General features: G+C 63.9%; 14 protein-coding genes. 11 read left to right on the top strand and 3 right to left on the bottom strand.

The window, feature by feature from the left end:
* Nucleotides 1-3: 3 nt before the first annotated feature.
* From sdhA to AC72UB_RS04585, 6 genes are all read left to right on the top strand, one after another.
* Nucleotides 4-1,809: a succinate dehydrogenase flavoprotein subunit gene (gene sdhA, locus AC72UB_RS04610; RefSeq protein WP_505188723.1), complete on the top strand. Its 1,806-nt coding sequence runs from the start codon at nt 4-6 to the stop codon at nt 1,807-1,809.
* Complete coding sequence (locus AC72UB_RS04605; RefSeq protein ID WP_505188722.1) at nt 1,809-2,126, top strand: hypothetical protein; 318 nt, start codon at nt 1,809-1,811, stop codon at nt 2,124-2,126. Before sdhA ends, AC72UB_RS04605 begins: the two co-directional genes overlap by 1 nt.
* Nucleotides 2,127-2,131: 5 nt before the next feature.
* On the top strand, nt 2,132-2,434 hold the full coding sequence (locus AC72UB_RS04600) for a hypothetical protein (protein ID WP_505188721.1): 303 nt from the start codon (nt 2,132-2,134) through the stop codon (nt 2,432-2,434).
* Nucleotides 2,435-2,514: 80 nt separating this feature from the next.
* Nucleotides 2,515-3,291, top strand: a complete 777-nt coding sequence (locus AC72UB_RS04595; RefSeq protein ID WP_505188720.1) for a succinate dehydrogenase iron-sulfur subunit — start codon at nt 2,515-2,517, stop codon at nt 3,289-3,291.
* A gap of 138 nt (nt 3,292-3,429) precedes the next feature.
* Nucleotides 3,430-3,624, top strand: coding sequence for a hypothetical protein (locus tag AC72UB_RS04590; protein WP_505188719.1), 195 nt, complete (start codon nt 3,430-3,432; stop codon nt 3,622-3,624).
* Nucleotides 3,625-3,667: 43 nt separating this feature from the next.
* Entirely contained in the window at nt 3,668-4,531 is an 864-nt protein-coding gene (locus AC72UB_RS04585; protein WP_505188718.1) for an urea carboxylase-associated family protein, read from the top strand.
* Between the two features lie 126 nt (nt 4,532-4,657).
* Here AC72UB_RS04585 and deoD read toward each other — a convergent pair whose 3' ends face one another.
* The gene (gene deoD, locus AC72UB_RS04580) at nt 4,658-5,362 is read right to left on the bottom strand and encodes a purine-nucleoside phosphorylase (protein ID WP_505188717.1); all 705 of its coding nucleotides are present in this window, start codon (nt 5,360-5,362) and stop codon (nt 4,658-4,660) included.
* 80 nt (nt 5,363-5,442) lie between these two features.
* Complete coding sequence (locus AC72UB_RS04575; RefSeq protein WP_505188716.1) at nt 5,443-7,404, bottom strand: ethylmalonyl-CoA mutase; 1,962 nt, start codon at nt 7,402-7,404, stop codon at nt 5,443-5,445.
* Between the two features lie 210 nt (nt 7,405-7,614).
* Between AC72UB_RS04575 and AC72UB_RS04570 the strand changes: the two genes are divergently transcribed.
* The 5 genes from AC72UB_RS04570 (at nt 7,615) to AC72UB_RS04550 (ending at nt 12,721) form a co-directional block, all read left to right on the top strand.
* Complete coding sequence (locus tag AC72UB_RS04570; RefSeq protein ID WP_505188715.1) at nt 7,615-9,000, top strand: 1-acyl-sn-glycerol-3-phosphate acyltransferase; 1,386 nt, start codon at nt 7,615-7,617, stop codon at nt 8,998-9,000.
* Between the two features lie 136 nt (nt 9,001-9,136).
* On the top strand, nt 9,137-10,429 hold the full coding sequence (gene ccrA / locus AC72UB_RS04565) for a crotonyl-CoA carboxylase/reductase (protein ID WP_505188714.1): 1,293 nt from the start codon (nt 9,137-9,139) through the stop codon (nt 10,427-10,429).
* 161 nt (nt 10,430-10,590) lie between these two features.
* The gene (locus AC72UB_RS04560; protein ID WP_505188713.1) at nt 10,591-10,794 is read left to right on the top strand and encodes a hypothetical protein; all 204 of its coding nucleotides are present in this window, start codon (nt 10,591-10,593) and stop codon (nt 10,792-10,794) included.
* A 45-nt stretch (nt 10,795-10,839) separates the two neighbouring features.
* A complete protein-coding gene (locus AC72UB_RS04555; RefSeq protein WP_505188712.1) occupies nt 10,840-12,369 on the top strand; it encodes an ATP-dependent DNA helicase in 1,530 nt (509 codons plus the stop codon).
* Nucleotides 12,370-12,484: 115 nt separating this feature from the next.
* Entirely contained in the window at nt 12,485-12,721 is a 237-nt protein-coding gene (locus AC72UB_RS04550; protein WP_463289032.1) for an Lrp/AsnC family transcriptional regulator, read from the top strand.
* Nucleotides 12,722-12,764: 43 nt separating this feature from the next.
* Here AC72UB_RS04550 and AC72UB_RS04545 read toward each other — a convergent pair whose 3' ends face one another.
* The gene (locus AC72UB_RS04545; RefSeq protein WP_505188711.1) at nt 12,765-13,427 is read right to left on the bottom strand and encodes a phosphoribosylanthranilate isomerase; all 663 of its coding nucleotides are present in this window, start codon (nt 13,425-13,427) and stop codon (nt 12,765-12,767) included.

Here is a 13,427-nt window from a genome sequence, read left to right as displayed (position 1 = left end):
GACATGACCAAAGCCTATCCGTATGAAGTGCATGACTATGACGTGGTTGTCGTGGGGGCTGGCGGTGCCGGTCTGCGCGCCACGCTGGGCATGGCCGAGCAGGGTCTGCGCACCGCCTGTGTGACCAAGGTTTTCCCAACGCGTTCGCACACCGTGGCGGCCCAAGGCGGCATCGCCGCGTCCTTGGGCAATATGGGCCCCGATAGCTGGCAGTGGCACATGTATGACACCGTCAAAGGCTCGGACTGGCTCGGTGACACCGACGCGATGGAATACCTCGCACGTGAGGCGCCGAAGGCGGTTTATGAGCTGGACCATTACGGCGTGCCGTTCAGCCGCACCGAAGAGGGCAAGATCTATCAGCGCCCCTTTGGTGGCCACACCACCGAATACGGCGAAGGCCCGCCGGTGCAGCGCACCTGCGCCGCGGCTGACCGCACGGGCCACGCCATCTTGCACACCCTTTATGGTCAAGGCCTGAAGAACAACGCGGAATTCTTCATCGAATACTTCGCGCTGGATCTGATCATCACCGATGGGGCCTGCACGGGCGTTGTCTGCTGGAAGCTGGACGATGGCACGATCCATGTGTTCAACGCCAAGATGACAGTGCTGGCGACGGGCGGTTATGGCCGCGCCTATTTCAGCGCGACAAGCGCCCATACCTGCACCGGTGACGGCGGCGGCATGGTCGCCCGCGCGGGCCTGCCCTTGCAGGATATGGAGTTCGTGCAATTCCACCCGACCGGCATCTACGGCTCGGGCTGCCTCATCACCGAAGGCGCGCGCGGCGAGGGTGGTTATCTGACCAACTCGAACGGCGAGCGGTTCATGGAGCGTTATGCGCCTCATTACAAAGACTTGGCCCCGCGCGACTATGTCTCGCGCTGCATGACCTTGGAAATCCGCGAAGGCCGCGGTGTGGGCGAACATGGCGACCATATCCACCTGCACCTGAACCACCTGCCCAAGGAAACGCTGGACCTGCGCCTGCCGGGCATCTCGGAATCGGCGCGCATCTTTGCGGGCGTTGATCTGACCAAAGAACCGATCCCGGTTCTGCCGACGGTTCACTACAATATGGGCGGCATCCCGACGAACTATTGGGGCGAGGTTCTGAACCCCACCGCCAAAGACCCCGACGCCATCTTCCCCGGCCTGATGGCTGTGGGCGAGGCGGGCTGCGCCTCGGTGCATGGCGCGAACCGTCTGGGCTCAAACAGCCTGATCGACCTTGTGGTCTTTGGCCGCGCTGCCGCCATTCGCGCGGGCGAGATCGTGAACCCCAAGTCGCGCAATGCCCCGGTGAACGTGGCCGAGATCGACAAGGCTTTGTCGCGCTTTGACGGCTTGCGCCATGCCAATGGCGCGGTGCCAACGGCCGATTTGCGGCTGGAAATGCAGCGCACCATGCAATCGGATGCGGCTGTGTTCCGGGCTGAGGAAACGCTGTCGGCTGGTGAGCGCAAGATGACGGCGATTGCCGCCAAGATGGTTGATCTGAAGGTCACCGACCGCTCTTTGGTTTGGAACAGCGACCTGATGGAAACGCTGGAGCTTGGCAACCTGATGCCGAACGCGCTGGCCACCATCTATGGCGCGCATGCCCGCACCGAAAGCCGAGGCGCGCATGCCCACGAAGATCACCCGGTCCGCGATGACGCCAAATGGCGCAAGCATTCGCTGGCTTGGGTCGATGGCGCATCGGTCCGGCTGGACTATCGTCCGGTCAAGACCGAGCCTCTGACATCTGAAGCGCAAGGCGGGATCTCGCTGAAGAAGATCGCCCCGGCGGAGCGCAAATTCTGATGCGCGCGCTGGCCCCCCTGCTTGCCGTTCTGGCGCTGGCCGCCTGCGATCCGGCGCAAGTGGCCGACAAGGTTGGCCGCCGCGCCGCTGATACGGTGGTGCGCCCGATCGTGGCCGATTATGTCGCGCCGGGGCAGGCCGAGGCCGCGACGCGCTGCATCGTCGACAATGCAAGCTCTGAGGACGTGAAAGCCTTGGTGCAGGATGTTGGCGTCGGCGCGGGCAGCCGCACGGTGGCCAATGTCATGCGGATCGCCGCGCAGCCAGGGGCTGCGGCCTGTCTGGCCGCGGGCAGCATCACCGGGTTGGGGGCCTGAAGCCGATGCTCCGCGCCGCCCTCCTGCTCCTTGTCGCCCTGCCGCCCTTGGCGGGATGCGGCCCCGTGCCGCTGGATCAGGCTGAACGGATGTGCGTCGAAGAGGCCAATCAGGCCCGCCGTCCGCGCGGCGAGATTGCGATGGGCGTCGGGTCGGTTGGCAAGGCTGTTGGGGCCCTTGATGTGACGATCTCGACCGATTTTCTGTTGGGCCGCGATCCGGCCCAAGTGTTTGACGCCTGCGTCAAGGCGCGCTCGGGCCAGTTCCCGGCCCGGCCGCTTGACGCGCAACCGGGATGGGTGGGTTAAGATGGCCCGCCTTGCCCCCACCCCCGCCATTCTGCGCCCCGCGGCCCTGTGCCCGGCCATGATCTGACGAAGGAAAGCCCATGGTTCAGTTCACTCTTCCCAAGAACTCCAAAGTCATCACCGGCAAAACCTGGCCGAAGCCCGAGGGCAAGAACGTGCGGAAGTTCCAGATTTACCGCTGGAACCCCGATGATGGGAAGAACCCGTCGGTCGACACCTATTTCGTCGATATGGACAAATGCGGCCCCATGGTTCTGGACGCGCTCATCAAGATCAAGAACGAGATTGACCCGACGCTGACCTTCCGCCGGTCCTGCCGCGAGGGGATTTGCGGCTCTTGCGCGATGAACATCGACGGGATCAACACGCTGGCCTGCATCTATGGGCTGGATGAGATTAAGGGTGACGTGAAGATTTATCCCTTGCCCCATATGCCGGTGATCAAGGACCTGATCCCGGACCTGACGCATTTCTACGCCCAGCATGCCTCAATCATGCCGTGGCTTGAAACCAAGACCAATCGCCCGGCCAAAGAGTGGCGCCAGTCGATTGAGGACCGCAAGAAACTCGACGGGCTTTATGAATGCGTGATGTGCGCCTCGTGCAGCACCTCTTGCCCGTCCTACTGGTGGAACGGCGACAAATACCTTGGGCCGGCGGCGCTCTTGCATGCCTACCGTTGGATCATCGACAGCCGCGATGAGGCGACGGGCGAGCGGTTGGATAACCTTGAAGACCCCTTCAAGCTTTATCGCTGCCACACGATTATGAACTGCGCCAAGACCTGCCCCAAGGGGCTGAACCCGGCCAAGGCGATTTCTGAGATTAAAAAGATGATGGTGGACCGGGTGGTGTAAGGGGCAAGTCCCCACCCTCAGCCCCTCCCCACGGAGGAGGAGGGGAGGTGACCGTCCTGCCATGCGCACTGCCTTTGCCGCCCTGTTGGCTTCCTTCCCCTTGGTCGGGACGTGAGTTTGGGGGGCAGAAAGACTCTGATGCCCCTTCTCCTTCTTGCTCTTGTCATCGGTGTCTTTGCCTATGCATGGCTCTCGCGCCGCCACTCAACCCTGACCCGCGCCTGCATCTGGCGGCAAGAAAAAGCCGCCGGGATCTGGCGCTGCGCTGCCTGTGGGGCAACCTGCACGCCCGCGCCCGGAAAAGCCCCGCGCCAGTGCCTGAAGGGGTCTTGACCACCCCCCGACCATGGGACAGCTTGACCCCCCGGAGGTGCCCATGAAACCCGATACGCCCGCCCATCCGATGCCCGCTGATGGTGCCGCCCGCAAGGCCGTGCGCCCGGTGATCTGCTATCCGGTCGAAGGTCTGCCCGCGCCCGACCTTGCGCCGTTTCACGCCGCCCGGGTGGGTTGGGAAAAGGTGGATGAGGTGTTGGTGCCCGCGCGCGAGGCGCGCTGTTTCGACGTGCCTGCCGGGCATTTCTTTCGCATCACCTCGGTGGATGGCCCGCAGGTGGGGGATCTGAACCTGTGGAACGCCCATGATCTGAATGAGCGGTTCTTTTCGGGCAAAACCCGCGCGCTCCATGGCACGCATTTAAGCGCGGGCGACCGGATGTGGTCGAGCTTGCCGCATCTGCGCAGCCTTGCGACGATCACCGAAGACACGCTGGACTGGTATCAGTTCGATGCGTTCGGCGGCGGGGTGCATGACGTGATCGGCACGCGCTGCGACCCTTACACGCATAACCTTCTGTCGCATGGCGGCCAGTATCACCACTGCTGCCACTCCAACCTGACCCGCGCTTTGGCCGACCGCACGGGCCTGCCGTTAGCGGTGGCCGAGTTGCATGTGCATGATGTGTTGAACGTCTTTATGTGCACTGGCTTTACCCGTGACACCGGGCAGTATTTCATGAAGGCAAGCCCGGTGCGGCCCGGCGATTTTATTGAATTCTTTGCCGATATCGATCTTCTGGGGGCTTTGTCGGCCTGCCCAGGCGGCGATTGCAGCGCTGAGCATTCCTCGGATCAGGCGGCGTGCCATCCTTTGCTGGTTGAGGTGTTCCGCCCGATGGCCCCGCCTGTGGGTTGGGCGCCTTCACCCGCCAATGGTTATGATCGCAGCCACGGGCGGTAAGAAGGGGGGCTGTCTGCCCCCCTCGGCCTGCGGCCTCACCCCCCGAGGATATTTGCGCCGCATTGAAGGCGAAAGGGTTTGGCAGCTCTCGAGGAGTGCCCGGAACGGGCTCGACGAGGGGCGGGGTCAGGCAAAAGCCGCCTCAAGTGCCACTTCGACCATCGCGCCAAAGCTGCGTTCGCGCTGGTCGGCCGGCAGGGCCTCATGCGTGAGGATGTGGTCAGAGATGGTCAACACGGCCAGCGCGCGGCGGCCATAGCGGGCGGCGAGGTGGTAAAGCTCGGCCGCTTCCATTTCGACGCAGAGCGTGCCGTGGCGTTGCAGCTGTTCGCTGAGATCGGCGCGTTCGTCATAGAAGGTGTCAGAGGAATAGATGCCGCCGACATGCACCGGAACCCCGATCTTTTGGGCCGCATCATGGGCAGCGCGCAGCAGGCCGAAATCGGCGCAGGGGGCGAAATTGAGTTCGCGAAAGATCGACCGGGATGGTGAACCGCACGTGGACGCGGTTTGGGCCAACACCACATCGCGCACCTTGACGTGATGCTGAAGCGCGCCCGCGCTGCCGATGCGGATCAGCGTTTGTGCGCCGTAATCCTTGATGAGCTCATTGGCATAGATCGACAGGGATGGCATCCCCATGCCGGAGCCGTGGATGGTGACCCGGTGCCCGCGCCATGTGCCGGTATAGCCCAGCATGCCGCGCACTTCGTTCACGAGAACCGGGTTCTCGAGAAAGGTCTCGGCCGCCCAGCGTGCGCGGTAGGGATCACCCGGCAAGAGCACGGTCTCGGCAATCTCGCCCGGTTTCGCGCCGATGTGAAATGTCATGGTGGACCTCCCTTATCGCGCGCCAAGCTATGCCAGCTTGGTCGCCGTTGGAAGGCCCCCCGGCGCGGGGCTTGCGCGCTTTACGCGGCGCGGTCTTGGGCGTCGACGATGCCGACGATGTCAAGCATGATGCGGTTCAGCTCAAAATCCTTGGGCGTGTAGACGGCGGCGACCCCCATGGCGCGCAGGCGTGCGGCGTCATCCTCGGGGATGATGCCACCGACGACCAAGGGGATATGGCCAAGGCCCGCGGCGCGCATCCGATCCAGCGTTTCGGTGATCAGCGGGATATGGCTGCCCGACAGGATCGACAGGCCGATGACATGGGCCTCTTGATCGACAGCGGCAGAGACAATCTCGGCGGGGGTCAGGCGGATGCCTTCGTAATGAATGTCCATGCCCACATCGCGCGCGCGGGCGGCGATTTGTTCGGCCCCGTTCGAGTGCCCGTCAAGGCCGGGCTTGCCGACAAGGAATTTCAACTGGCGGCCCAACTTGGCCGAGAGCACCGAGACAGCCTCCCGGATCGGCTCCAGCCCTTCGGTGCGGTTCGACGGGCTGCGCGAGACGCCGGTCGGTGCGCGGTACTCGCCAAAGGCTTGGCGCACCATGGCACCCCATTCGCCGGTGGTGCAGCCCGCTTTGGCGGCGGCGATCGAGGCGGGCATGATGTTGGTGCCGGACTTGGCAGCCTCGCGCAGGGCGGTGAGGGCAGCTTTCACCGCCGCTTCGTCGCGCTGGCTGCGCCATGCGGTCAGCCGTTCGATCTGGTCGCGCTCGGCATCGGCATCGGCCACCATGATGGATCCATCGCCCGCCGTCAGCGGCGAGGGCGCGGCTTCGGTCCAGCGGTTGACGCCGACAACCGTGGTTTCCTTGGATTCGATCTTGGACAGGCGCTCGGAGTTCGCCTCGACCAAGCGGCCCTTCATATAGTCGATGGCCGCCACCGCGCCGCCCATGGCGTCGATCTGGGCGAGTTCGGCGCGCGCGCCGTCCTTCAGGGCCGCGACCTTGCGGTCAATCGCGGGGTTGCCGTCGAAAAGATCGTCATATTCCAGAAGGTCGGTTTCATAGGCCAGAATCTGCTGCATCCGCAGCGACCATTGCTGATCCCAAGGGCGCGGCAAGCCCAAAGCCTCGTTCCAAGCGGGCAGTTGCACCGCGCGGGCGCGGGCCTTTTTCGACAGCGTCACCGCCAGCATTTCAATCAGGATGCGGTAGACGTTGTTTTCGGGCTGCTGCTCGGTCAGGCCCAAGGAGTTGACCTGCACACCATAGCGGAAGCGCCGATACTTGGCCTCGGTGATGCCATAGCGGGTTTCGCAAATCTCATCCCACAGATCGACAAAGGCGCGCATCTTGCACAGCTCGGTGACAAATCGAATGCCGGCGTTGACGAAGAACGAGATGCGGCCGACCATATTGGGGAAGTCGGCGGGCGCGACCTTGCCCTTCAGATCATCCAGCACGGCGCAGGCGGTGGCGAGCGCGAAGGCCAGCTCCTGCTCGGGCGTCGCCCCTGCCTCTTGCAGGTGATAGGAACACACGTTCATCGGGTTCCATTTCGGCAGGTGCTTTTGCGTATAGGCCGCGACGTCGGTGATCATGCGAAGCGAGGGCTTCGGCGGGGCGATATAGGTCCCGCGCGAGAGGTATTCCTTGATGATGTCGTTCTGAACCGTGCCTTGCAGGGCCGAGATATCGGCGCCCTGTTCTTCGGCCACCGCGATGTAAAGCGCCAAGAGCCACGGGGCGGTGGCGTTGATGGTCATGGAGGTGTTCATCTGCTCAAGCGGGATATCCTTGAACAAGGCCCGCATGTCGCCCAGATGGCAGACCGGCACGCCAACCTTGCCGACCTCGCCTTTCGACAATTCGTGATCCGAGTCATAGCCCGTTTGCGTCGGCAGATCGAAGGCCACCGAAAGCCCGGTTTGCCCGCGCGACAGGTTGTTGCGGTAAAGCGCGTTCGAGGCGGCGGCGGTGGAATGGCCCGCATAGGTGCGGAACAGCCAGGGTTGTTCTTTCTGCGCGTGCATCGCGGGCCTCGTGTGGTGAATCGCTTCGGCAATTTTATTTCGTCACGAGACAGATAGGCGACATTTTCGGGCAGTGTCAATCGCTGCGCTGCGGCGAAGCGCGCAGGCCTCGGGCGACTGCGTCTTCTCGTCGTGTCGCTCCCTCCGATGAGTGACGCAGTCATCGAAGAGGGATTTGGACTTTGTGCAAAAATCAGGCAGGGTGCCGCCATGTTCCAAGACGTGACCCTGCCGCTTTGGCTTTTGATCCTGATCGTCGGCTTCGCCGCCGTGACCTTTGCGTCGCATTTCCTCTTCCCCTCTGTGCGCTGGTTCTTCCGCAAGCGGGCCGAGCGCGCCTTGGCGCAGTTGAACACAAGGCTGGATCGCCCGATTGAACTGTTCAAGCTGGCGCGGCGGCAGGATATGATCGTGCGGCTGGTCTATGACCCGCGCGTGATGGAGGCGGTGGCCGACCATGCGGCCGAAACCGGTGTGCCGGGGGCCGTGGCCTTTGAGGAGGCCCGCCTTTATGCTCGCGAAATCGTGCCCGCCTTTTCGGCCACGCTCTATTTCGGTGTGGCCACCCGTCTGGCGCGGTGGATCAGCCGGGGGCTTTACCGGGTGCGAATCGGTAAGGTAGACCCGGCCTTGAACGGCCAGCTTGATCGCAAGGCGACCGTGATCTTCGTGATAAACCATCGCAGCAATATGGATTACGTGCTGGTGACATGGCTTGTCGCCAACCGCTCGGCCCTCTCCTATGCCGTGGGAGAATGGGCGCGGATCTGGCCGTTCTCGCGGATGATCCGGGCGATGGGGGCCTATTTCATTCGGCGCGGCAGCCGCAACACGCTCTATCGCCGGGTGCTGGCGCGCTATGTGCAGATGGCAACCGATGAGGGCACGACGCAGGCCTTTTTCCCCGAGGGCGGGCTGTCGCTGGATGGCCGGGTGGGACCGGCCAAGATGGGCCTTCTGAACTATGTCGTTACCGGCGCGGGGCGCGAGCGGGATGTGTTGTTCGTGCCAGTGGGGCTGGCCTATGACCGGGTTCTGGAGGACCAGGTTCTGGTGGCGGCGGGCCAAGCGGGGGAACGGCGGTTCCGGGCTGGCGTGGGCGCGATTGTGGGCTTTGTCGCGCGCAATCTGTGGCGGCGGTTGCGCGGACGGTTTCAAGGCTTTGGCACGGCGGCGGCCGGATTTGGTCCGCCGGTGTCTTTGCAGGGCTTCCGCGCGGCCCATCCCGATCTGTCGGCGGACGCCCAGACAGCAGCCTTGGGCGCGCTCTTGATGGCCGAGATCGAAAAGGTGGTGCCGGTTTTGGCGGTGCCTTTGGTGGCCGCCGCGCTGCAAAGCCAGCCTGCCGACCGCACGGCGCTTGCCGACCGGCTGAGCGATCTGGTGGCGCAATTGCAGACACGGGGCGCGGTGCTAAAGCTGCCGCCGCAAGGTCTGGCGCAAACGCTGGACGAGGGGCTGCGCCAGCTGGTCGGGCGCGGGTTGGTGGGCGCAGATCTGCGCCCGAGATCGGACGCGGCCCCGGTTCTGGCCTTTTATGCAGCTCCGGTCTGGCAACGGCTCGAGCCCACAGATGCCGCAACGCGGCAGACATAAAATTACAATTTCTGCGCTGCACCTATTGCAATATTGCGCAACTTGGGTATCCCTAGGCCGCGAACCGCGTCGATTCTGCGTCGCGGCATAAGCGATGCGCCGCGGGTCACGCGGCACACTTTACAAGGAGGCCCTTATGGCACTGGACACCGCACCCACCATCGCGCCCTACGATGCGCCGGTGAAGGACCTCTACGAGATCGGCGAGATGCCGCCCTTGGGCCATGTGCCAAAGCAAATGTACGCTTGGGCCATCCGCCGCGAACGCCACGGGCCGCCGGAACAGTCGATGCAGCTTGAGGTGGTCGACACTTGGGCCCTTGATAGCAACGAAGTGCTGGTCATGGTGATGGCTGCTGGCGTCAACTACAACGGCGTCTGGGCTGGCCTTGGTCAGCCGATCAGCCCGTTTGACAACAGCAAATCCCCGTACTTCATTGTCGGCTCGGACGCCGCTGGCATCGTCTGGGCGGTGGGTGACAAGGTCAAGCGCTGGAAGGTCGGCGATGAGGTCGTGATCCACTGCAACCAAGACGACGGCGACGACGAAGAGTGCAACGGCGGCGATCCGATGTTTTCGCCCACCCAGCGCATCTGGGGCTACGAAACCCCGGACGGGTCGTTCAGCCAGTTCACCCGCGTGCAGTCGCAGCAGTTGATGGCGCGCCCGCGTCACCTGACTTGGGAAGAATCGGCCTGCTACACGCTGACGCTGGCCACCGCCTACCGGATGCTCTTCGGCCACGCGCCGCATGACCTCAAGCCCGGCCAGAACGTGCTCGTCTGGGGCGCCTCGGGCGGTCTGGGGTCCTACGCGATCCAGCTGATCAACACCGCCGGAGCCAATGCGATTGGCGTGATCTCGGACGAATCCAAGCGTGATTTTGTAATGTCCTTGGGTGCCAAGGGTGTCATCAACCGCAATGACTTCAAATGCTGGGGTCAGCTGCCGAAGGTTGGCTCAGAAGAGTATAACGTCTGGCTGAAAGAGGCCCGCAAGTTCGGCAAGGCGATCTGGGATATCACCGGCAAGGGCGTGAACGTCGACATGGTCTTTGAACACCCCGGCGAGGCGACCTTCCCGGTCTCGTCCCTCGTGTGCAAAAAGGGCGGCATGGTGGTGATCTGCGCCGGCACCTCCGGCTTCAACTGCACCTTCGACGTGCGCTACATGTGGATGCATCAAAAGCGCCTGCAGGGCAGCCACTTCGCCCATCTCAAGCAGGCCTCGGCCGCCAACGCCCTGATGTGCGAGCGTCGTCTTGATCCCTGCATGTCCGAAGTTTTCCCTTGGGCCGATATTCCCAAGGCGCACACCCTGATGTGGAAGAACCAGCACAAGCCCGGCAATATGGCCGTGCTGGTGCAGGCCCCGGTCACGGGTCTGCGCACCTTTGAGGACGCGCTGGAAGCCAGCCGCGCCCGCTGATCTGGGAACAACATGCCAAAGCGGCGGCGCAGTCAGAGGACTGCGCCGCCGCTTGCATCTTTAGGTTGCACTATTCGTCGGAATCTTGGCCCGCCCGGCGCTAGACTGTTCACAGAATCGAGACAATCCGCGAGTTCGCCTTTTGCCGTGAAGAGGGCCCCATGCGTCATGATTGGATTTTTGATGTGCTGAAAGACCTGCGCAGCTACGCGCAGTCGAACGGTCTCCCGGCGCTGGCCCTGAAAGCGGATGAAGCGATGCGCGTGGCGCAGGCCGAGGTCGCCGCCTGTCTTCCCCCCGACCCGGCAGCAGAGGGCAGCCCTGACCCTGACGAGGCCACCCCGCCTGCAGGGCTTGCGCATTGATCGGCGGCTCTGGCCCTTGGCGCCCACCTCGCCTATGGTCGCCCCATGCTGCCAACCCTCACCTTCTCTGACGATCAGGCCGAAGCCTATGACCGTGTTGCGGCCACGCTTTTGGGCATGGGCATTGACCTTGGCGATGGCACGCTGACCCCGCGCGCCGAAGGTAAGGCGTCGGTGCTGGCGGTGGTGGGCAAGGCGGGATCTGGCAAGACCATGCTCTTGGCCAGCCTTTACCGGGCGATGCAAGCAGCGGGCGTTGATCTTGTCTCGGGCGATTACGAACCCCGCCGCCGCAAGGACCGCCGCACGCTCGCGATTCTGGCCCCAACGAACAAGGCCGCGTCTGTCCTACGCCTGCGCGGGGTGCCGGCGACCACCATTCACCGCATCCTTTATACCCCGGTCTATGACCCGCAATATGAAAAGATCGCCGAATGGCTGACCGGCCAAGGCAGCCGCCCGGCGGTGGAGGGGTTGACGGAGCTCGCGCTGGACCGGGCCAAGGCGTTTCATGACACCGTCGCCTCCATCCCCGGGGCGCTGGCGGCAGCGGGCCTGCGCGGCAGCGATTTCATCAAGGGTTGGAAGCGGCGCGAAGAGCCTTTGGACGTGGGCTTTGTTGACGAAAGCTCGATGCTGGACGAACGCCAGCTTGACGACCTGCGCGAGATTTTCCCGACGCTCGTTCTCTTCGGCGATCCGGCCCAGCTGGCCCCGGTGGGCCAAAGCGGCGCCATGGTGTTTGACAAACTGGCCGACCCCCTTCGCCTTGTCTTGCACCGCATCCACCGCCAAACGCAGGACAACCCGATCCTTGATCTGGCCCATGCGCTGGCCGATGAGCGGATGGGCTTTGACGATTTCGAACGCCTCGTCGAAGAGACGTCCAAGCGCGATGACCGCGTCGTCTGGGCCGAACGGGTGGACGCCGATCTCATGGCGCGCAGTCCGGTTCTGGTCTGGCGCAATGCCACCCGCATCCGGCTGATCACCGCCTTCCGCGCCGCCCATGGTGCGCCCGAGGATGATCTTCTGCCGGGCGAACCCTTAATCTGCGACGGCATCGAACTGCCCTTGAAGCACCGCAAGAAACGCATCGACCTTGAGGCGCGCGGCCTCATCAAAGGCGCGCAGGTGATCTACCTCGGCCCCGGCAACCGACCGGGCTTTGCCAAGCTGCACGTCATCGGCGCTGAAGAGCCGCAGCTTTCTGCCGCCTCAATCATCAAAATCGAACGCCCCGATGAGGAAGAGCCCTTCATCCCCCACGCCGCCACCATGGGGGCGGCCTTTCTGCATGGGGCGGCCGTCACCATCCACAAGGCCCAAGGCTCGCAATGGGAGACGGTGCAGGTCTTTGCCCCCGACCTTTACGCCGCCGCCGCTGCCGGGCGCAGCGAGGCGGGCGTGCCCTTGTGGAAGCGTCTGGCCTATGTCGCCATCACCCGCGCGGAAAAGCGGCTGATGTGGGTGGTGCGCAACCGCTTGGGCCGCCCGACCTACCCCTTGACCGTGGCCGACTTGAAACAAGGCCCGGCGCCGCTTAAGCTTGCTACCGAGGATGACCCGCTCTAACCCCCGGCTGCCCCTCGCCGGTTGAGGTCTTGCGCCTTTTGAAATACTCCACGGGGGTCCGGGGGTGTGAAACCCCCGGGGTATGCCCCAAGAACCCGCCCATAGGACCTCTGCCATGACCTGCGTTTTTGTCCAATTCCGCTGCACCCCCGGCAAGACCTATGAGGTTGCCACCGCGATCTATGACCGCGAAGTGGTGAGCGAGCTTTACTCGACCTCCGGCGAATATGACCTGATCGCCAAGATCTACATCCCCGAGGGCGAGGATGTCGGGCATTACCTGTCGGGCAAGCTCTTCGACATTCCGGGCATCGTCCGCACGCTGACCACCATGACCTTCAAGGCCTTCTGATCCGGCAGGGCTTTGCCCGTTGCGAGTGCCTGCCCACAAGCCCTCAGCGCAGAATCGGCGGGCCGTCCATCTGGGCGGCCTTCACAAAGGCGCTGATGCGACCCGCATCCTTCACCCCCGGCGCGGCTTCCACGCCGGATGAGACATCGACCTGCCGGGCATTGGTCAGCCGGATCGCCTCGGCCACATTGTCGGGCCTTAGCCCGCCCGCCAGCATCCAAGGCCGCAGCCAGCGGCGCTGGGCCACCAGTCGCCAGTCGAACGACAGCCCATTGCCACCGGGCAGATCGGCGTTTTTCGGGGGCTTTGCGTCAACCAAAATCTGGTCGGCCACCAACGAATAGTCAAAGACCGCCGCCAGATCGCCCTCATCCGCCACGCCCACCGCCTTCATCACCGGCAGGCCGTAGCGGGCGCGGACTTCGGCCACGCGGTCGGGGGTCTCATGGCCATGCAGTTGCAACATGTCCAAGGGCATGGCCTCGGTGATCGCATCCAAGAACGCATCGTCCGCATCGACGACCAACGCCACCTTCGCCAGACCAACCGGCGCGGCCAGCGCCAACGCGCGTGCGGCTGGGATGGTCAGGTTGCGCCGGCTTTTGGCAAAGAACACCAACCCCGCATAGGCCGCCCCGCTGGCGGCCACAGCAGCGACATCGGCCGGGGTTTTCAAGCCGCAGATCTTAACGCGAATGTCGGGCAT

The sequence above is a fragment of the Allotabrizicola aquatica (SeqCode) genome, from assembly GCF_965194375.1.
GTDB classification, from domain to species: Bacteria; Pseudomonadota; Alphaproteobacteria; order Rhodobacterales; family Rhodobacteraceae; genus Tabrizicola_A; species Tabrizicola_A aquatica.
This window is presented reverse-complemented; position numbering and strand designations above follow the sequence as displayed.

What these genes read in the sequence shown, in the direction of transcription:
- sdhA (WP_505188723.1), top strand. Translation starts at nt 4, where the DNA reads ATGACCAAAGCCTATCCGTATGAAGTGCATGACTATGACGTGGTTGTC.
- AC72UB_RS04605 (WP_505188722.1), top strand. Translation starts at nt 1,809, where the DNA reads ATGCGCGCGCTGGCCCCCCTGCTTGCCGTTCTGGCGCTGGCCGCCTGC.
- AC72UB_RS04600 (WP_505188721.1), top strand. Translation starts at nt 2,132, where the DNA reads ATGCTCCGCGCCGCCCTCCTGCTCCTTGTCGCCCTGCCGCCCTTGGCG.
- AC72UB_RS04595 (WP_505188720.1), top strand. Translation starts at nt 2,515, where the DNA reads ATGGTTCAGTTCACTCTTCCCAAGAACTCCAAAGTCATCACCGGCAAA.
- AC72UB_RS04590 (WP_505188719.1), top strand. Translation starts at nt 3,430, where the DNA reads ATGCCCCTTCTCCTTCTTGCTCTTGTCATCGGTGTCTTTGCCTATGCA.
- AC72UB_RS04585 (WP_505188718.1), top strand. Translation starts at nt 3,668, where the DNA reads ATGAAACCCGATACGCCCGCCCATCCGATGCCCGCTGATGGTGCCGCC.
- deoD (WP_505188717.1), bottom strand. Translation starts at nt 5,362, where the DNA reads ATGACATTTCACATCGGCGCGAAACCGGGCGAGATTGCCGAGACCGTG.
- AC72UB_RS04575 (WP_505188716.1), bottom strand. Translation starts at nt 7,404, where the DNA reads ATGCACGCGCAGAAAGAACAACCCTGGCTGTTCCGCACCTATGCGGGC.
- AC72UB_RS04570 (WP_505188715.1), top strand. Translation starts at nt 7,615, where the DNA reads ATGTTCCAAGACGTGACCCTGCCGCTTTGGCTTTTGATCCTGATCGTC.
- ccrA (WP_505188714.1), top strand. Translation starts at nt 9,137, where the DNA reads ATGGCACTGGACACCGCACCCACCATCGCGCCCTACGATGCGCCGGTG.
- AC72UB_RS04560 (WP_505188713.1), top strand. Translation starts at nt 10,591, where the DNA reads ATGCGTCATGATTGGATTTTTGATGTGCTGAAAGACCTGCGCAGCTAC.
- AC72UB_RS04555 (WP_505188712.1), top strand. Translation starts at nt 10,840, where the DNA reads ATGCTGCCAACCCTCACCTTCTCTGACGATCAGGCCGAAGCCTATGAC.
- AC72UB_RS04550 (WP_463289032.1), top strand. Translation starts at nt 12,485, where the DNA reads ATGACCTGCGTTTTTGTCCAATTCCGCTGCACCCCCGGCAAGACCTAT.
- AC72UB_RS04545 (WP_505188711.1), bottom strand. Translation starts at nt 13,427, where the DNA reads ATGCCCGACATTCGCGTTAAGATCTGCGGCTTGAAAACCCCGGCCGAT.